General features: G+C 71.2%; 15 protein-coding genes and 1 riboswitch. Of the genes, 11 read left to right on the top strand and 4 right to left on the bottom strand.

The window, feature by feature from the left end:
* Nucleotides 1-45: 45 nt before the first annotated feature.
* Nucleotides 46-255, top strand: a riboswitch (cobalamin riboswitch).
* Nucleotides 256-360: 105 nt separating this feature from the next.
* The 4 genes from AB0M02_RS20820 (at nucleotide 361) to AB0M02_RS20835 (ending at nucleotide 5,276) form a co-directional block, all read left to right on the top strand.
* Nucleotides 361-2,670, top strand: coding sequence for a ribonucleoside-diphosphate reductase subunit alpha (locus AB0M02_RS20820; protein ID WP_364229037.1), 2,310 nt, complete (start codon nucleotides 361-363; stop codon nucleotides 2,668-2,670).
* Nucleotides 2,670-3,665, top strand: a complete 996-nt coding sequence (locus tag AB0M02_RS20825; protein WP_364229039.1) for a ribonucleotide-diphosphate reductase subunit beta — start codon at nucleotides 2,670-2,672, stop codon at nucleotides 3,663-3,665. Before AB0M02_RS20820 ends, AB0M02_RS20825 begins: the two co-directional genes overlap by 1 nt.
* Before the next feature lie 72 nt (nucleotides 3,666-3,737).
* On the top strand, nucleotides 3,738-4,346 hold the full coding sequence (locus tag AB0M02_RS20830) for a dihydrofolate reductase family protein (protein ID WP_364229041.1): 609 nt from the start codon (nucleotides 3,738-3,740) through the stop codon (nucleotides 4,344-4,346).
* Between the two features lie 39 nt (nucleotides 4,347-4,385).
* Nucleotides 4,386-5,276: a DUF3800 domain-containing protein gene (locus tag AB0M02_RS20835; RefSeq protein WP_364229043.1), complete on the top strand. Its 891-nt coding sequence runs from the start codon at nucleotides 4,386-4,388 to the stop codon at nucleotides 5,274-5,276.
* Here AB0M02_RS20835 and AB0M02_RS20840 read toward each other — a convergent pair.
* Nucleotides 5,257-5,898, bottom strand: a complete 642-nt coding sequence (locus AB0M02_RS20840; protein ID WP_364229540.1) for a DNA alkylation repair protein — start codon at nucleotides 5,896-5,898, stop codon at nucleotides 5,257-5,259. The genes AB0M02_RS20835 and AB0M02_RS20840 overlap by 20 nt on opposite strands.
* An 88-nt stretch (nucleotides 5,899-5,986) precedes the next feature.
* Between AB0M02_RS20840 and AB0M02_RS20845 the strand changes: the two genes are divergently transcribed.
* Both AB0M02_RS20845 and AB0M02_RS20850 read left to right on the top strand, forming a co-directional pair.
* Nucleotides 5,987-6,526 carry a PAS domain-containing protein gene (locus tag AB0M02_RS20845; RefSeq protein WP_364229045.1) on the top strand — a complete coding sequence of 180 codons (540 nt, stop codon included), beginning with the start codon at nucleotides 5,987-5,989 and terminating at the stop codon, nucleotides 6,524-6,526.
* A complete protein-coding gene (locus AB0M02_RS20850; RefSeq protein ID WP_364229047.1) occupies nucleotides 6,513-7,433 on the top strand; it encodes a methyl-accepting chemotaxis protein in 921 nt (306 codons plus the stop codon). The genes AB0M02_RS20845 and AB0M02_RS20850 overlap by 14 nt, the downstream gene beginning before the upstream one ends.
* Here the strand turns inward: AB0M02_RS20850 and AB0M02_RS20855 are convergent.
* From AB0M02_RS20855 to AB0M02_RS20865, 3 genes are read right to left on the bottom strand one after another with little or no spacing between them, the layout of a single operon-like run.
* Nucleotides 7,373-8,806 carry an MFS transporter gene (locus AB0M02_RS20855; protein WP_364229049.1) on the bottom strand — a complete coding sequence of 478 codons (1,434 nt, stop codon included), beginning with the start codon at nucleotides 8,804-8,806 and terminating at the stop codon, nucleotides 7,373-7,375. The genes AB0M02_RS20850 and AB0M02_RS20855 overlap by 61 nt on opposite strands.
* A gap of 48 nt (nucleotides 8,807-8,854) precedes the next feature.
* The gene (locus AB0M02_RS20860; RefSeq protein ID WP_364229051.1) at nucleotides 8,855-9,343 is read right to left on the bottom strand and encodes a MarR family winged helix-turn-helix transcriptional regulator; all 489 of its coding nucleotides are present in this window, start codon (nucleotides 9,341-9,343) and stop codon (nucleotides 8,855-8,857) included.
* Between the two features lie 34 nt (nucleotides 9,344-9,377).
* Nucleotides 9,378-9,830 (bottom strand): hypothetical protein, encoded by a 453-nt coding sequence (locus AB0M02_RS20865; protein ID WP_364229053.1) that lies wholly within the window; start codon nucleotides 9,828-9,830, stop codon nucleotides 9,378-9,380.
* Between the two features lie 92 nt (nucleotides 9,831-9,922).
* Between AB0M02_RS20865 and AB0M02_RS20870 the strand changes: the two genes are divergently transcribed.
* From AB0M02_RS20870 to AB0M02_RS20890, 5 genes are all read left to right on the top strand, one after another.
* Nucleotides 9,923-10,216: a hypothetical protein gene (locus tag AB0M02_RS20870; RefSeq protein ID WP_364229055.1), complete on the top strand. Its 294-nt coding sequence runs from the start codon at nucleotides 9,923-9,925 to the stop codon at nucleotides 10,214-10,216.
* Nucleotides 10,188-13,142 (top strand): ATP-binding protein, encoded by a 2,955-nt coding sequence (locus tag AB0M02_RS20875; protein WP_364229057.1) that lies wholly within the window; start codon nucleotides 10,188-10,190, stop codon nucleotides 13,140-13,142. The genes AB0M02_RS20870 and AB0M02_RS20875 overlap by 29 nt, the downstream gene beginning before the upstream one ends.
* Nucleotides 13,143-13,176: 34 nt before the next feature.
* Entirely contained in the window at nucleotides 13,177-14,232 is a 1,056-nt protein-coding gene (locus AB0M02_RS20880) for an aldose epimerase family protein (RefSeq protein WP_364229059.1), read from the top strand.
* 82 nt (nucleotides 14,233-14,314) lie between these two features.
* Entirely contained in the window at nucleotides 14,315-18,442 is a 4,128-nt protein-coding gene (locus AB0M02_RS20885) for a SpoIIE family protein phosphatase (RefSeq protein WP_364229061.1), read from the top strand.
* On the top strand, nucleotides 18,442-18,744 hold the full coding sequence (locus tag AB0M02_RS20890) for an STAS domain-containing protein (RefSeq protein ID WP_364229063.1): 303 nt from the start codon (nucleotides 18,442-18,444) through the stop codon (nucleotides 18,742-18,744). Before AB0M02_RS20885 ends, AB0M02_RS20890 begins: the two co-directional genes overlap by 1 nt.
* Nucleotides 18,745-18,881 lie beyond the last annotated feature (137 nt).

Below are 18,881 nucleotides of genomic sequence, written 5' to 3' on the forward strand. Positions count from 1 at the left end.
ACGACACACAGCATGTTGGGTATGACTTTCTGATCTAGCCCATATATGGTCTCCCACGCAGCTGGTTCGGGCGCCGCACTGTGGCGCCCGAGGCAACAGGGAACCCGGTGGGAAACCGGGACTGCCCCGCAGCGGTGAGTGGGAACGACCGCCGTCATGAAGCACTGGGCCACCCCGGCCTGGGAAGCGACGGCCAGTAGGAACGAGCGACAGCGCCCACGAGTCCGAAGACCTGCCAGCGCGCCGCACGCGCCGCGTGCGGCGGTCGAAGGCCGCGTGGGACGGCCGACGCCGAGGAGCCGGCCGCCGCGCGCGAGCCCGGTGGCGTCGTCCTGCGTGCCCGAGACCTGTCGAGAGGGCATGGAGGAGAGGGCTGTGACAGCCACTTCGGAGCGAATCGGGGTACCGCAGCAGCGGGTCCGCGGGCGCGATCTCGCGGCGGAGGCCGCCGGTCTGGACGACGTGGATCCGCTGCGGGTCGTCACCAGGGCGATGAGCGGGCTCCACGACGGCGCGACGGCCGACGAGCTGGACCGGCTGCTGATCCAGACGGCGGCGGATCTGATCGGCGAGGAGCCGCAGTACTCGAGACTGGCCGCCCGGCTGCTGGCGGCGTACGTGGACCGGGAGGTCCGCGGCCAGGGCGTCGCCACGTTCAGCCAGTCCATCCGGTACGCGCACCGGCTGGGCCTGATCGGCGACGGCACCGCCGCGTTCGTGGCCCGTCACGCCGCCGAGCTCGACGGGGCCGTCTACGTCCGCAACGACCTGCGGTTCGAGTACTTCAGTTTGCGTACGGTCGCCGACCGCTACCTGCTCCGGCACCCGCAGGACCGGCTCGTCGTGGAGACACCGCAGTTCTGGCTGATGCGGGTGGCGTGTGGGCTGTCCCACGACCCCGCCGAGGCGATCGGCTTCTACCGGCTGATGGCGTCGCTGGCCTATCTGCCCAGTTCGCCGACGCTGTTCAACTCGGGTACCCGGCACACCCAGATGTCGTCGTGCTTCCTGGTCGACTCGCCGCGCGACGAGCTCGACTCGATCTACGAGCGGTACCACCAGGTCGCGCGGCTGTCGAAGTTCTCCGGCGGCATCGGGATCGCCTGGTCACGGGTCCGGGGGCGGGGCGCGCTGATCCGCGGCACCAACGGGCGCTCGAACGGGATCGTGCCGTTCCTGAAGACCCTCGACGCCGGGGTGGCGGCCGTCAACCAGGGCGGGCGGCGCAAGGGTGCGGCGTGCGTCTATCTGGAGCCGTGGCACCCGGACATCGAGGAGTTCCTGGAGCTGCGCGACAACACGGGTGAGGAGTCACGGCGTACGCATAACTTGAACTTGGCCAACTGGATCCCGGACGAGTTCATGCGCCGGGTGGAGGCGGACGAGGACTGGTCGCTGATCGACCCGTCGGACGCGCCCGAGCTGCCGGACCTCTACGGCGCGGAGTTCGACGCGGCCTACCGCAACGCCGAGAAGAAGGCGGTGCGGACGGTCAGGGCGCGGGATCTGTACGGGCGGATGATGCGCACGCTCGCGCAGACCGGCAACGGCTGGATGACCTTCAAGGACCGCTCCAACGCGCTGTCCAACCAGACCGGCGCCGGCGGCGTGATCCACCTGTCGAACCTGTGCACCGAGATCCTCGAGGTGAGCAGCGACGACGAGACGGCGGTGTGCAACCTGGGATCGATCAACCTGGGCGCGCACGTCACGGCGGAGGGCGTGGACTGGGAGCGGTTGCGGTCCACGGTGCGGACCGCGGTCGTCTTCCTGGACCGGGTGATCGACATCAACCATTACCCATCGGAGCAGGCGGCCGCCTCGAATCCGCGCTGGCGGCCGGTCGGGCTGGGCCTGATGGGTCTGCAGGACGCGTTCTTCACGCTGCGACTGCCTTTCGACTCCGACGCCGCCCGCGCGCTTTCGACGCGGGTCCAGGAAGAGATCTTCCTGACCGCATTGGAGACATCGGCGGAGCTGGCGGAGCGTTTCGGGCCGCATCCGGCGTATTCGGAGACCCGTGCGGCGAAGGGCGACCTTCATCCGGACCTCTGGGGCGCGCCGGTCTCCCAGAAGCAGCGGTGGGACGCGCTGCGAGCACGGGTCGCCGAGCACGGTTTGCGGAATTCGCTGCTGGTCGCGATCGCGCCCACGGCGACGATCGCCTCCATCGCGGGCTGTTACGAATGCGTCGAGCCACAGGTGAGCAATCTGTTCAAGCGCGAGACGATGTCGGGCGAATTTCTTCAGATCAACACCTTTTTGGTACGCGAACTCAAGCTCCGGAATCTGTGGACAGCCGCCGTCCGGGAGCGGATCAAACGCGCCGACGGTTCGGTGCGGGACATCACCGAGTTGCCGGCCGAGGTTCGCGAACTGTTCCGCACCGCGTGGGAACTGCCGCAGCGGGCGCTGATCGACCTCGCCGCCGCCCGCGCCCCCTACATCGACCAGTCCCAGTCGCTGAACCTGTTCCTGGCCGCGCCGACCATCGGCAAGCTCTCCTCGATGTACCGCTACGCCTGGAAAGCCGGCCTGAAGACGACCTATTACCTGCGCTCGCGCCCGGCCACCCGGATCCAGCAGGCGACCGTGCCGCTGATCCCGGCGACGACCGCCGCGGAAACGTGTTCCCTGGAGAACCCCGAATCGTGTGAGGCCTGCCAGTAATGCTGCTCGACCCCGGAATGGACCTGACCCTGCGGCCGATGAGGTACCCGCACTTCTTCGACCGGTTCAAGGACGCCATCAAGAACACCTGGACGGTCGAGGAGGTCGACCTGCACTCCGACCTGGCCGATCTCGCCCGCCTGACGCCCGCCGAGCAGCACCTGGTCTCGCGGCTGGTCGCCTTCTTCGCCACCGGCGACACCATTGTGGCCAACAACCTGGTGCTGAATCTGTATCAGCACGTCAACTCCCCGGAGGGCCGGCTCTACCTGTCCCGGCAGCTGTTCGAGGAGGCCGTGCACGTCCAGTTCTATCTGAACCTGCTCGACACCTATGTGCCGGATCCCGCCGAGCGGCAGGCGGCGTTCGCGGCGGTCGACAACATCCCGTCGATCGCCCGCAAGGCCGAGTTCTGCTTCAAGTGGATCGACTCGGTCTTCGTGCTGCGGGAACTGCGCTCCCGCGACGACCGGCGGGCGTTCCTGCTCAATCTGATCTGCTTCGCGGCCTGCATCGAGGGGCTGTTCTTCTACGGCGCTTTCGCGTACGTCTATTTTCTGCGTTCCCGCGGTGTGCTGCCCGGTCTCGCGTCGGGCACCAACTGGGTGTTCCGCGACGAGTCCATGCACATGGCGTTCGCCTTCGACGTGGTCGACACGGTGCGCGCCGAGGAACCGGGCCTGTTCGACGCCGAGATGGAGAAGCAGGTCCGTGACATGCTCACCGAGGCCGTCGATTGCGAGGTGCAGTTCGCCGCGGACCTGCTCGAACAGGGCGTCAGTGGAATGTCGCTGCCGGACATGCGCGAATACCTGCAGCACGTCGCCGACCGGCGGCTGCTCGCGCTCGGCATGGAACCGCTGTACGGCAGTGGCAACCCGTTCGCCTTCATGGAGTTGCAGGACGTCCAGGAACTGTCGAACTTCTTCGAGCGGCGCGTCTCCGCCTACCAGGTGGGAGTGACCGGAGCCGTTACGTTCGACGAGGATTTCTGACGCGGGACCGATGAGCCGGGGATGCTTCACCGGTCTGACCGTGTGAAGCATCCCCGAGTGAAGGAGCACACGATGGCGAAGGTCATCTCCACCCTGTTCATCGCGGCCGACGGCGTCGCCGAGATCGACCCGGACTGGCACTTTCCGTACTTCGACGAGAACATGGGCCGCGCGGTCACCGAGGACTACGACACGTCCGACACGCTGCTCATCGGGCGCGGGACTTACGAGAGCTTCGCCGGCGCCTGGCCGGACCGTGAGGCCGCCGGCGGTGAGGACGCGCCGTTCGCGAAGGTGATCGGCGACATGCGCAAGGTGGTCGTCTCCCGGCAGGCGCTGGAGTTCACCTGGCGCAACAGCGAGCTCATCGACGGTGACCTGGTGGCGGCCGTGACGGCGCTCAAGGCCGACGCCGGTATCAAGGGCATCCTGATCCCGGGCTCGATCACCGTGGTGCAGCAGCTGCTCGCCGCCGGCCTGGTCGACGAGCTGCGCCTGCTGATCCACCCGGTGGCGGCGCGCAAGGGCCAGAAGCTGTTCGACGAGGGTGACGGCGTGTACCACCTGAAGGTGGTGGCCACCGAGGCGTTCCCGACGGGCGTGATCCGCGTGATCTACGCCCCGTCCGAGCCGCCCGCCCCGGCCGGCTACGACGAGGCCAAGAGCCAGCTGCCGGAGTAATCCGGTTGTCGCGCGGCCCGGGCCGGGCGAGCATGACGCATGGACCGATCTCCGCTGCAGGGTGGCCTGCCGCCGGTGACCACGGTGGCGGGCGACCTCGAGATCGCCTGTGACGAGTCCGGCTTCTCCGGGACCAATCTGCTCGACCCGGCCACCCCGGTGATCACGCACGCGAGTGTGGACCTCAGCGTGGCCGAGGCCGCCGCGCTGATCGCCGGCCTGCGCGAGGGGTTCCGGTTCTCACCGTTCGAGCTCAAGTCGGGCCGGTTCCTGCGCCGGCCGGGCGCGGCGGAGCAGTTCTTGGCGGCGCTGGAGGGACGGTCGCTGGTCCAGGTCGTCGACAAGCAGTTCTTCCTGGCCACCCGGATCGTCGACCTGTTCCTGGCCCGGCCGTCCTATGCGGCCGGCACCCGCCTCGCCCGGGAACACCGCCCGGCCGCCGAGGCGCTGTTCCGGGCCGGCCGGGAGGCCGGGGCGCCCTGGAACGCGCTGCTGGCCGCGTTCGTCGACCTGGTCCGGATGAAACGGCGGCGCCCGGTCGACCGTTCCGTCGAGCGGTTCTTCGCGGCCCGCGACGCGCTCGGCGTTCTCCCCGGGCTCACCCCCGCGGCCGTGCGGTCCGTCGTGGCCCGGCTCGACGAGGGTGACCGGTCGATCCCGCCGCCGCTGGAGCCGCTGCTGCCGGCGCTGGCCGAGACGGTTCTGTCGTGGAGCGGCGGGCAGCGCCGGGTGCTGGTGTTCCACGACGAGCAGAGCGCGCTGACCGCGGACCGGCTGAGCCGCCTCCGCGACGCCCTCGCCGCCGGCGGCGGGACGTCGCCCCTGGCCGGGCTCGTGATGGTCGACTCGCGCGACGACCCGCGGATCCAGGTGGCAGACCTGCTCGCCGGTCTCGCCCGGCGAAGGGCGCTCAGGCCGTCTGCCGGCTGACCATGTACTCGATCCAGACCGGTGCGTACGGCGAGGTGCAGCCGGGCGGGGTCGGATAGTCCTTGAGGACCTCCAGGCGCTCGCCGATGGCCAGGGCGCGGTCCCGGTGCTCCGCGTGCGAGATGCCGATCTGGGCGAGGCAGTGGTTCATCGCCCACTGCAGCCGGTCCGGGGCCTGCTTCATCTCTGCCTCGATGACGTCGAGCAGCTTCACCAGGTCGAGGCCGTCCGGCTTCTTCCCGACGCGCTCGGTGGTCAGCGCCCAGCCGGCGCTCGCGACCACCGGGTCCGGGTCGGCGAGCCAGGCGACGCGCAGCTCCTCGGCGTGCGGGCTCTTCTTCACCACGTAGTTCACCAGCCAGTCGTGCACCTTCGGGGTCCGCGACTCGCGCAGCATGGTGTCCAGCTCGTCACGGCCGAACAGCCTGGGGCGGCAGATCAGCAGCGCCAGCAGCCGGGCGGCGCTGTCGCCGGTCCGCCACAGGTCGCAGGCCAGGTCCTGCTGGATCTTCAGCCGTTTCGCGATCGCGCGCAGCGCGCCCAGGTTCACCCCGTGGTCGTCGCCGTGCTTCTCGTTGACCGCACGGGCCTTCGGATCCTCCAGGGCGGCCAGTTCGTCCATCACAGCGGAAACGGTCACGACGGTCTCCTTGCGGGCGGCTTTGGGCAAGTAGCCTACTGCGGCCGCCCTGACCGGCGATCATTTCGGCATGCGGTCGACTCAGGTCGTCCCGTCGGGCGTCGAGCGGATGTTCGACGAGGACGAGATCATCGTCACGAAGACGGACACCAAGGGCGTGCTCACGTACGCGAACAAGGTTTTTCTGCGGGTCTCCGCGCTCACCGAGGCCGAGGCGATCGGCCAGCCACACAGTCTCATCCGGCATCCGGAGATGCCGCGCGCCGTCTTCAAGCTGCTGTGGGAGAGCCTCAAGAACAGGCAGGAGCTTTTCGCGTACGTGGTGAATCTGGCCTCCGACGGCGCCCACTACTGGGTTCTCGCTCACGTGACACCGTCGTTCGACGAGCGCGGGCAGGTGGTCGGCTACCACTCCAGCCGGCGCAAACCCGAGCGGGCCGCGATCGCCGCGGCACAGGAGCTGTACGGGCGGCTGCGCACCGAGGAACGCCGTCACGACAACTCCAAGGCGGCACTCGACGCGTCCTGGCAGATGCTGCAGTCGACGCTGAGCGGCCGGGGGCAGACCTACGACGAGTTCGTCTGGGAGCTGACCAATGCGGCGGCGTGACCTTCCCCCGGGCTTCGAGTCCGCCGAGTCCGGCGGCCCGCTCGAGATGATCGCTCTGGTGTGCGAGTCGGCGGCGGCCGGTGACTTCGAGCAGCGGGTGCCGGTGATCGGCGAGGGGCCGGGAGCGGAACGGGCCCGCGACGCGGTGAACAACCTGCTCGACATCACCGACGCGTTCGTCCGCGAGTCCGGTGCGGCGCTGGCGGCGGCCGCCGAGGGACGGTTCCACCGGCGGTTCCTCACCCGGGGCATGCGCGGCGCGTTCCGCAGCGGCGCGGCGCAGATCTCGCAGTCGAGCGGGCAGATGGCCGACTCGGCGGAACGGGTGGAACGGGCGGCGCAGGCCCGGCTGGCGCTCGCCGACGAGTTGGAGTCGGCGGTGCTCACCGTCTCCGAGCAGGTCGCCTCGGCCGCCACCGAGATGGGCGCCTCGGCGAACGGCCTGGCCGACTTCGCCCGGGAGGCGGTGGGCAGCGCCGAGCGGGGACTGGGCACGGTCACCTCCCTGCGGTCGTCCTCCGACCAGATCCGCAGGGCGGTCGACCTGATCAACGCGGTGGCGGCGCAGACCCGGCTGCTGGCGCTGAACGCGACGATCGAGGCGGCCCGGGCGGGGGAGGCCGGCCGGGGCTTCAGCGTGGTGGCCAGCGAGGTGAAGACCCTGGCCACCGAGACGAGCGCGTCCAGCGAGGAGATTCTCGCGCAGGTCAACACGGTGCAGCAGGCGGCCGGCGACGCGGTGCGGGTCCTGGAGGAGGTGACCGCCAGCATCCGGGAGATGCGCGGGCTGGTCGACGAGATCGCCAACGCGGTGGACGGCCAGGGCGCCGGGCAGTCCGGGCTGGCTCAGCTCGCCGAGGTGCTGCGCAGCGAGGTGGACCGCTTCGTCGCGACCGCGCGGGAGTGAGGCATCGCGAGCCCGACCGCGAACGCGGCCGCCAGCAACCCGGCGGAGATCGTGAACGCCAGCCGGTAACCGCCGGTCAGCGCGGCCGCCTGGTCCTGGCCGGCGGCCAGCAGATCCCCGGTGCGCGCGGCCGCGAGCGTCGACAGCACCGCCACCCCGATCGCCATCCCGACCTGCTGCGTCGTGTTGAACAACCCGGACGCCAGCCCCGCGTCGCTCTCCCGCGCACCGGACATCCCGAGGGTCGCCAGTGCCGGCAGCACCAGGCCGCCCCCGGAGATCAGCAGCATCACCGGCAGCAGGTGGGTGACGTAGTCGGCGTGCACCGGGATGCGGCTGAGCAGGATCATCGCGGAGACCAGCATCGCCAGCCCGGCCAGCAGGACCGTCCGGGCGCCGAAGCGCGCGCTGAGCCGCGCCGACACGAACAGTGAGACCGCGCCGATGCCGACGGCGGCCGGGAGCATGGCCAGCCCGGTCGCCAGAGCGCTGTAACCGAGCACCTTCTGCATGTGGAGCGCCACCAGGACCTGGAAGGCGAACATCCCGGACAGGGCCAGCATCTGCGCCAGGTTGGCGCCGGCCACCGTACGCGAGCGCAGGACGCGCAGCGGCATGAGCGGGTTGCCCGCGGTGGCCTGCCGGACCGTGAACCCGGCGAGCAGGGCGATCGAGACCGCGCCCAGCCCCAGGGTGTGCGCGGCGAGCCAGCCGTACTGCTCCACCTTGACGACCGTGTAGATGCCCAGCATCAGGCCGGACGTGACCAGCACCGCGCCGAGCACGTCGGCGCCGCCGGACAGACCCGCTCCGCGGTCGCGGGGGAGTGCGACGAGGGCAAGGGCGACGGTCGCCAGCCCGATCGGCACGTTGATGAAGAAGATCCAGGGCCAGCTCAGGCCGTCGGTCAGCACGCCGCCGAGGACCTGGCCGATCGAGGCGCCGGCCGCACCGGTGAAGCTGAAGACCGCGATCGCCCGCCCGCGTTCGCCCGGGTCGGTGAAGAGCGTGACCAGGATGCCGAGGACGACGGCCGCGGCCATCGCGCTGCCGACGCCCTGCAGGAACCGGGCGGCGATCAGCACGCCGGGGCCGGTGGCCAGCCCGGCCAGCAGCGAGGCGAGGGTGAAGACGGCGTTGCCGGCCAGGAACATCGTGCGACGCCCGATCAGGTCGCCGAGCCGCCCGGCCAGCAGCAGGAGCCCGCCGAACGGGATCAGGTAGGCGTTGACCATCCAGCTCAGCCCGGCCGGGGAGAACCCGAGATCCTGCTGGATGGCGGGCATGGCGACGGTGACGATGCTGCCGTCGAGAACGGTCATCAGTCCGGCGGCGGAGAGCACGCCCAGGGCGGTCCAGCGTGAGGTGAACATGCACCCGACGCTAGCAGATAGTTTTGTTGTGGACGATCCCCGTCGGGACTATTTGGCGCGCTCCCGGGCGCGGCGAGCCTGCTGCGGGCCCTCCGAGGGGGTGGCGAGATGGCCGGTGACCAGGCGGTTCAGCGCGCGGACGAGAATCTCCCGCTCGTCGTCGGGCACCGAGCCGAGAGCGTCGCGGTGCACCCCGTCGACGAGCTCCTGACTGCGGCGGGCGATCTCGGTGCCGGTCGGGGTCACCGCGATGATCCGTGCGCGGCGGTCGGTGCTGGAGGGGCGGCGTTCCGCGTACCCCGCCTTCTCCAGGGCGTCCACGGTGACCACCATCGTGGTCTTGTCCATGTCGCCGAGCTCGGCGAGCTGGATCTGGGTGCGCTCCTCCTCGAGGGCGTGCACCAGGACGCAGTGCATCCGCGGGGTGAGCCCGATCTCGCCCAGTGCGGCCGTCATCCGCGACCGCAGCACGTGGCTGGTGTGGTCCAGCAGGAACGACAGGTCGGTCTCGGTGCGGGTGGGCGCCATCGCGGTCATGACACCAGCATAGTTTCGGTACGGATGATCTGCCTCAGGAGCAGTGGCGCTGCACCGGGGTGAGCCACTCGGTGAGCGTCGAGCCGAGCGCCTTGTCGACGTCCGCGGACGACTTGATGGTCTTGAAGAACGCGGCGTCCTTGGCCTTGGCCCGCAGCTGGTCCGCGGCCACCTTGCCGTCGGCGCGCAGCCCGGCGTCCGCGCTCGCCTTCGTGGCGTCCTGGATAGCGGTCGCGAAGTTGTCGAACGTGCGCTGGGCCTGCGCGGTGGCGCTCGGGCTGGTGGCGACGTCGGTCAGGGCCTGCGCGAGTGGTGCCATGTTCGAGCTGTACACCTGGGAGAGCGCCAGACAGGTCTCGGCGACGGCGGGCTCGGCGGTCGGGCCGGCACCGGTCGCCGCGGCGGATGGCGACTGCGGTGCGGTGCCGCACGCGGACGCGGTCAGCAGCAGGCCGCCGGCGATCAGAACGGGAACAATGCGGCGCATGGGGCACCCCCAACTAGGCAACTGGAATGGGAGCGCTCCCATCGGAGAAGCACCATACGACTTTCAGCGGCTGCTGTCGATAGAATCGGGCGATGAGGCGGCGCCGCTGGTGGGCAGTTGCGGCCCTGGCGGGCCTGGCGGTGGCCGCCGCCGGGGCGGTGATCCTCCTGGTCGCGCGGGCCGGGCTTGACACGGCCGACAAAGTGGCCAGCGTGATCGGGGCCGCCGCCGCGGTTGTCTTCGGCGGCGCTGGGCTGTGGCTGGCGTCGCGCCCGCAGCAGCAACCGAACCAGCAGATCAACCGGGCCGAGGGCGACGGCACCGTCTACGGGGTGCAGGGCGGCAACCTGATCATCGGTGACCCGGCTGCGCCCGATGACCGGTAAGGAGCCGTCGCGGCAGATCAACATCGGTCACGACCATTCCGCGGTCTATGCCGTACAGGACGGTGACCTGCACGTTCACCAGCGGATCGGCACCCACCTGATCGACGAGCTGTCGTTCGGGCCGGTGCCCGCGGACAGCGGTGAGCAGCCCAGCCGCCTGCTCACCGCCGGCAACCGGGTGGTCAGCTTCACCGGCCGGGAACACGAGATCGCTGAGCTGAGGGCATGGCGGGACGACCCCACGGCGGTGGCGGTCCGGCTCCTGCACGGCGGCGCCGGGCAGGGCAAGACCAGGCTCGCCCACCGGTTCGCCGAGCTCTGCCGGACCGACGGGTGGATCACGCTGCGGGCCCGGCACAGCCGTGACGTCGCGGCGGTCCCGGTCGAGGTGTCCGCCGGCAGGGCCCTGGTCAAGTCCGGGCGGCTCCTCGTGGTGGTCGACTACGCGGAGCGCTGGCCGCTCTCGGACCTGCTCGCCCTGCTCCTGGACCGGCGGCTGCACGGCACGGCGGCGCTGCGGGTGCTGCTGCTCGCCCGGCCGGTCGGCAACTGGTGGCACGCGCTGACGTACCGCCTGGGTCAGTCGCTCGGCGCGCACACCGACAGCGCCGAACTGGCACCGCTCGGCGCCACGCCGGCCGGCTCGCGCGCCGCCTTCGACGTGGCCCGCGCCGACTTCGCCCGGGTCCTCGGCGTCACCGACCCGGGCAGCCCGGCACCCGAGGTCGAGGGATCGGTGCTGACCATCCACATGGCCGCGCTCGCGTTCGTGCTCGCGGCCAAGCACGGCGACACCCCGCCGACCGATCCGGGTCACCTCTCCGCCTACCTGCTGAACCGGGAGCGCAGTCACTGGCAGGCGATGTACGACAACCGCCGCGTCGAGTCCACCCCGGAGGTGATGGGCCGCGCCGTCCACGTCGCCGCGCTGACCCGCCCGCTCGACCACGCGTCGGCGCTGCTCGCCCTGCAGTCGACCGGGATCGCCGACGGCGCCCGCGTGCTCGACGACCACGAGAAGTGCTACCCGGCGCACGACCCGGCCACCCGCCTCGAGCCGCTCTACCCCGACCGGCTGGCCGAGGACTTCGTGGCGCTGCAGACACCGGGACACGCTGTCGCCGGGTTCCGGGCCGACTCCTGGGCCGTGACCGCCCTCAACGCCCTGACCAGCGAGGACTCGCCGAACCTGAGCACCGCGCTGCCGCTGCTGGTGGAGGCCGCCCGGCGATGGCCGCACCTCGCCGAGCTCCACCTCGTACCCCTGCTCCGGAAACGGCCCGAGCTGGCCCTCCTGGCCGGTGCCGCCGCTCTGTCGGCCGTCGCGTCGGCGCCGATGATCCCCCTCGACGTGCTGGCGGCGATCGAGGCCGCCCTGCCGAACGAGCCGCCGCAGGACCTCTACGCCGGCATCGCCGCCGTCACCGAACGTCTGGCCCGCGACACCACCGACCCGGTACGCGCCGCCCGCCTCCTGCAGAAACTCGGCTGGCGCCTGCTCGACTCGGGCCGCGTCGCCGACGGCCTGGCCGCCCTCGACCGGGCCGTCGCGACCGCACGCCGTCCACCCGCCCCGGTCGCGCCGCTGGAGTCGGCGCTGCGCACGGCCGGCCGCGCCCACGCCCGCGCGCGGGACTGGGCGAACGCGGCGGCGATGCTCAGCGAGGCGGTGAGCCTCTGGGACGGCGGCGAACCGGCCGTCGAGGACGTCGCCACCTGCCTGGGCGACCTCAGCCTCGCCCTCTGGCACACCGGCCGGCACGCCTCCTCGCTGTCGGTCCGCCACCGGGCACTGCAGCGGCTGCGCCGCCTCGTCGCGGGCGACTCCCGGCACCGGCTCACCCTGGTGCGCACCCTGGTCCAGCAGGCCGAACAACTCCGCGAGGGTGAGCGCCGCAGCGACGCCCTGGACGCCCTCGACGAGGCCGGCGACCTGCTGCGCGCGATCGCCGGCGACACCGGCCTGGAACGCGACTTCGCCGCCGCCCTGACGGGCCGGGCCAAGACCCTGCAGTCCCTGGGCCGCCTGGCGGAGGCGGAGTCCGCCGCCTCAGCTGCCGTCCGCTTCCTGCGGCAACTGGCCGGCCTGAACGTCTCCTTCGACCAGAACCTGGCCCAGGCTCTCGCGACCCACGGCGAGATCCTCGGGGCCCTCGGCCGGTGGCCGGGCGCGATCGACGCGCAGGAGACGGCGACCGCGATCGTCCGCCGGCTCGGCCGGATCAACCAGGAGCGTCACCGGCTCGATCTGGTCCACCAGCTGATCCGGTTCGCCCGCGCGTGCCGGGACGCGGGGCAGCGGGCGGAGGACGGCCTGACCGCGCTGACCGAGGCTCTCGGCCTGATGCGGCCCGGCGACCCGGTTCCCGCCGCGGTCACCCACGGGCTGGCCGCTGACCTCCTGGACGCCGCCGGGCGTCACGACGACGCCGCCGAACTGCGGAGATCCCGCCCCGCCGGGCATCAGCAACCACCGTCCCCGCGACCGCAGTTGCGAGTCACCGCCGACGACCGCCGGCGGGCCAGGTCGGTTCCCTCGATGGCCTACAACGCCCGGTGGAAGCTTCAGGAGCTGCCGTCACGGGACGTCGCCGGTACGTTGATCGCCATGTCCGCCGATCGCGGGTGGCTGGACGCCGTGATCAGGGGGTTCCGGCCCGCGCGCCAACGGGAGATCCTGCGGTGGCTGGCGTCTTTCGAGGATCTCGCCGACAACGATCAGGTTCTGCAGCTCACGTCGAAGATGCTGCTGGCCGCTCCGCCGGATTTCGTCGCCGATGTCCTCATGAAGGCGGATCCGGCGAGCGCGGCGGCGATCGTCAACTTCGAGCAATGGCATCGCAAAAGCGCATATTTGTTGCCGTTTCTGCAGATGGAGGACGGGAAGCGCATCCTCCGCCTGCTCGGCTACGAGCCGTACACCTAGAGACGGCTTGTTCGTCACGGTATGCTCTCGCGCCGTGCCTAACCGTGAAATCACTTCAGAAGCCTGGGGCTCCGTCTCCGAGGGCTCCGTCGACCGGTACACGCTGACGAACGCGCGGGGCATGCGCGTTCGCGTGCTCACCTACGGCGGCATCATCCAGTCGATCGAGGTCCCGGACTCCGGTGGCGTGCTCGCGAACGTGGCGCTGGGTTTCGGCGCCGTCGAGGGTTACGTGAACAATCCCGGGCCGTACTTCGGGGCGATCATCGGCCGGTACGGCAACCGGATCGCGAAGGGGCGGTTCACCATCGACGGCGCCGGCTACCAGGTGCCGCTCAACAACGGACCGAACAGCCTGCACGGCGGCACACCCGGCTTCGACCAGCGGATCTGGTCGGCGGCACCGGAGAACGACTCGCTCCTGCTCACCCACGTCAGCCCGGACGGCGACCAGGGTTTCCCCGGCACCCTGCCGGTGTCGGTGCGGTACACGCTCACCGACGACAACGCGATCCGGATCGACTACGAGGCCACCACCGACACGCCCACCGTGGTCAACCTGACCAACCACAGCTACTTCAACCTGGCCGGCGAGGGTTCCGGCGACGTCTACGGTCACCTGCTGCGCATCGACGCGGACGCGTTCACCCCGGTCGACGCCGGCCTGATCCCGACCGGTGAGATCGCAGCGGTCGACGGCACCGCCCTGGACTTCCGCAGCCCGGTGGCGATCGGGGCGCGGATCCGCGCGGCCGAGACCCAGCTGCTGTACGGCGCCGGGTACGACCACAACTACGTGCTCCGCGGTGACGGCCTGCGCGTGGTCGCCCACGTCGCCGAGCCGGTCACCGGCCGCACCCTGACCGTGTCGACCACCGAGCCCGGCATGCAGTTCTACTCCGGTAACTTCCTCGACGGCACGTTCGCCGGCACCAGCGGCAGCACGTACCGGCAGGGTGACGGCTTCGCCCTGGAGACACAGCACTACCCGGACTCGCCCAACCAGCCCGCGTTCCCGTCGACGGTGCTGCGCCCGGGGGAGACCTACCGCTCCTCGACGGTGCTGGAGTTCGGCGTTACTCGCGGCTGACCGAATTCACTCCCTCTCGTGAGGCGGGCCGCGGCTGTGCACGCTACGGTTCGCTTACACGGGAGGGAGAACAGACACCGCGATGGGCAGCCCGGGTCAAAATCGGTCACCGTCAGGCAACATCGACGTCTTCTCGGTCGACCCGGAGGTGGGCCGGGATCTCGCTGCGGTTGACTGGGAGGCGACTCCGCTGGGGCCGCCGGACACCTGGCCGCAGAGCCTGCAGACTGCGGTCAGCATCCTGCTCTCGTCGCGTTTCCCCATGTGGATGGCGTGGGGTCCGCGCCTGACGTTCTTCTGCAACGCCGCGTACCGGCGCGACACCCTCGGCCGCAAATATCCGTGGGCGCTGGGCCGGCCCGCCGGTGAGGTGTGGGCGGAGATCTGGGACGACATCGGCCCGCGCATCGACACCGTGCTCAGTACCGGTCAGGCGACCTGGGACGAGGCGCTGCTGCTGTTCCTGGAGCGCTCGGGGTACCGCGAGGAGTCGTACCACACGTTCTCCTACAGCCCGCTGCGCGACGACGACGGCGCGCTCGTCGGCATGCTCTGCGTGGTCAGCGAGGAGACCGACCGGGTGATCGGTGAGCGGCGGATGGCCACGCTGCGCGACCTCGGCTCGGACCCCAGCGTGATCCGCACCGAGCAGGAGACGCTCAACTTCGCCGCGCAGCAGCTGACCCGCAACCAGCGGGACCTGCCGTTCACCCTGACGTACCTGTTCGGCGAGGACGGCACGGCCCGGCTGGCCGCCGCCACCGGCATCCCGGCCGGGCACCGGGCCGCCGAACAGCTCGGCGAACGCCACGCGTGGCCCACCGCCGCGTCGGCACTCGTCGACCTCGACGACTTCGGCGACTTCGGCGACGAGGCTTTGCCCACCGGCGACTGGCCCGACCCGCCGCGGCAGGCGCTGCTGGTGCCACTGCTGCAGCAGGGCGGTGCGCCGTACGGCTACCTGGTCGCCGCCCTGAACCGCTACCGCGCGCTGGACGACACGTACCGCGGCTTCGTCGAACTGGCGGCCGGCCATGTCGCGGCGGGTATCGCGAGTGCCCGCAGCTATCAGGCTCAGCAGCGCCGGGCCGAGGAGCTGGCCGAACTCGACCGGGCCAAGACCGCGTTCTTCTCCAACATCAGCCACGAGTTCCGTACCCCGCTGGCTTTGATCATGGGTCCGGTGCAGGAGATCCGCACCCACCTGGGCCCCGCCGACGACCGGGTCCGCGAGGAGCTCGACGTCGTGCACCGCAGCGCGCTGCGACTCGGCAAGCTGGTCAACTCGCTTCTCGACTTCTCCCGGATCGAGGCCGGGCGGATGCAGGCCCGCTACGAGCCGGTCGACCTTGCCGAGAGCACCGCCGAGCTGGCCAGCGCCTTCCGCTCCGCCTTCGACCGTGCCGGGCTGGTCTTCGAAGTGGACTGCCCACCGCTGCCGTCGCCGGTCCACATCGACCGCGGCATGTGGGAGAAGGTCGTCCTCAACCTGCTCAGCAACGCCCTCAAGTTCACCTTCGAGGGCTCGGTCCGGGTGGCCGTCCGCGCCGAGGACGGCCTGGCGGTCGTCACCGTGTCCGACACCGGCGTCGGCGTCGCCGAGGACGAGATGCCGCGGCTTTTCGAGCGTTTCCACCGCATCGAGAACGCCCGCTCCCGCTCCAACGAGGGCAGCGGCATTGGGCTCGCGCTGGTCAAGGAACTGGTCGGGCTGCACGGCGGCGTCATCACCGCGGACAGCGTGGCCGGCAAGGGCACCTCGTTCACCGTCGCCCTCCCGTTCGGCTCCAGCCACCTGCCGCCCGGCGCGCTGGCACCCGCGGCCGGTTCGCTCGCGCTGTCCGCCACGGCCGATCCCTACGTGCAGGAGGCGTTGCGCTGGCTGCCCTCCGCCTCCACGGCTGCGGCCTCCGAGGCGGACGCCGTCGTTCCCGCCTCGCCGGCGCCGGGCGCCGACATCGTGAAGGTTCTGGTCGCGGACGACAACGCGGACATGCGGGACTACCTGGTGCGCCTTCTGCGCACGGCGGGGCACCAGGTGGATGCGGTCCGTGACGGGCAGGAGGCTTTGGAGAGGGTACGCGGGAACGCGTACGACCTCGTCGTGAGCGACGTCATGATGCCCCGCCTCGACGGCCTGCAGCTGCTGGCCGCCCTGCGGGCCGACTCGCGCACCGCCGGGATCCCGGTCCTGCTGCTCTCCGCCCGCGCCGGTGAGGAGGCCTCGATCGAGGGTCTGGAGGCCGGCGCCGACGACTACCTGGTCAAGCCGTTCTCCGCCGCCGAGCTGCTCGCCCGGGTCCGCGCGAACGTCGAGCTGGCCCGGCTGCGCACGCACCACGCGCGCTGGCGTACCGCCCTGATCGACTCGTTGCAGGAGGCGTTCTTCGTCTGCGACGAGGACGGCGCGGTCATCGAGATCAACACCGCGTTCACCGACATCCTCGGGTACGGGCCGGAGTCGCTGCCGTACCCGCCGATCCACCCGTGGTGGCCGCGCGAGGACGAGGACGCTTTCCAGCAGGTCTCCGACGCGTTCGCCGCCCTGCTGGAGAACACGCAGGGCACCTACACCATCCCGGTCAACCACCGCGACGGCCACCGGCTGTGGGCCGCGGCCTCGTTCAACCAGGTCATCGACCCGGACAGCGGCCGCCGCGTCATCGTGGGCACGTTCCGCGACGTCACCGCCGAGCACTTCGCGGTCCAGCGGGAGACCGCCCTGGCCGGCCTGAGCGTGCGGCTGTCCCAGGCCGAGGACCTCACGCAGGGCCTGCACGGCGCCCTCGACGAGCTGCGCGAGCTGTGGCAGGCGAAGTACGTGCTGGCGGCCGTCTTCGACGGCTCCACCGAGGTCCTGGTCAGCGCGACCGACGCCGAGCTGCGGTGGAGCAACCTGCCGGAGGCGCGCCGGGAGAGCATCGTCGCGCTGCGCGACCGGCCGATGCTGACCTCGGTGGCGGAGACCTCGGCCGGCGCCGGCATCGTGCTCGAACACCCGGAGGGCACCATGGTGCTCTGGGTCGAGCTGGGCGAGAGGCGCCCGTTCACCGAGCAGGACCAGACGCTGCTCGCGCTGCTGTCCGGCCACATCAGCCAGGGCCTGCGCCGGATGTATCAGCTGGACCAGCAGAGGGAGACCGCGCTGGCACTGCAGCGGGCCATCCTCGGCCCGGCCGAGTTGCCCACCGGCTTCGCCGTCCGGTACGAACCGGCCACCCGGCCGCTCAAGGTGGGCGGCGACTGGTACGACACGATCGAGCTGCCGGACGGCCGGATCGGCATCGTCGTCGGCGACTGCGTCGGGCACGGCCTGCAGGCGGCGACCGTCATGGGCCAGCTGCGCAGCGCCTGCCGCGCGCTGCTGCTGGAGCACACCAGCCCGGCGAAGACGCTGACCGCGCTCGACCGGTTCGCCGCGCTGCTGCCCGGCGCCACGTGCGCCACCGCGTTCTGCGGCGTGCTCGACCCGGCCACCGGGCATCTGCACTACTCCAGCGCCGGGCACCCGCCGGCCGTGGTCGTCGACGCGGACGGCACCACCCACCTGCTCGACCAGGGCAGGTCCCGCCCGATCGCGATCCGGGCGGGCACCGAACGGCAGGATGCCGAGTTCACCGTGCCGGCCAGGGCCACCCTGATGCTCTACACCGACGGCCTCGTCGAGCGCCGCCGCCAGCCGCTGACCGACGGCATCGAGCGGGCCACCGCCGCCATCCAGGCCGGCCGCGGGACGCCGGTCGAGGACCTGGCCTCCGACGTGATGGACCGGCTGGCACCCGACGACGGCTACGACGACGACGTCGCTCTGCTGCTCTACCGTCACCCCGCTCCGCTGGACCTGGAGTTCCCGGCCGAGGCGACCCGGCTCGCCCCGGTGCGCAGCGCCCTGCGCGGCTGGCTGGAGCGCTGTGGCGTCGACCGCGTCACCGCACAGAACGTCCTGGTCGCGGCGGGGGAGGCCTGCGCGAACGCGATCGAGCACGGCCATCGCGACGCCCCCGGCGGCTCGATCCGGCTGCGGGCGGCGGCGACCGTCGAGGACCTGCGGCTGGTCATCACGGACACCGGCCGGTGGAAGGCGCCCCGGCCGGCCGCCGAGACCCATCGGGGCCGGGGCCTCATGCTGATGCGGGCGCTGATGCAGGAGCTCACCGTCACCACCGGCATGGCCGGGACCACCGTCGAGATGCAGGCGAGGATCAGCTGATGACCACCCAGCTCAGGCTTCTCCACGGCCGCCGCCCGGACGGCGCGCCGGCGCTGACCGCGGTCGGCGAGATCGACATGAGCAACGCGGCCACCTTCTCGTCAGCGCTCACCGAGGCGGTCGGCCAGGTGGGCGCCGGCCCGCTGATCGTCGACCTGACCGCGGTCGAGTACATCGACAGCGCCGGCCTGGCCGCCCTCTTCGAACACGTCGAGCGCATCCAGCTGCGCGCCGGCCCGCTGCTCGCGCCGGTACTCACCATCTCCGGCCTGACCGACCTGACAACCGTCGACGGAGTCTGACCGGCACCTCACGCGGCCCGACTTCACACGCTCGGCGGGTGGAGCGGTTGCGTGTGGAGTTGGGGTGTGTGGGTGGGCCGAACTTCACACGCTCGGGGGTGGAGCGGCTGCGTGTGGAGTTGGGGTGTGTGGGTGGG

Origin of the sequence: Actinoplanes sp. NPDC051861 (assembly GCF_040681145.1) — a bacterium.
Classification (GTDB): Bacteria; Actinomycetota; Actinomycetes; order Mycobacteriales; family Micromonosporaceae; genus Actinoplanes.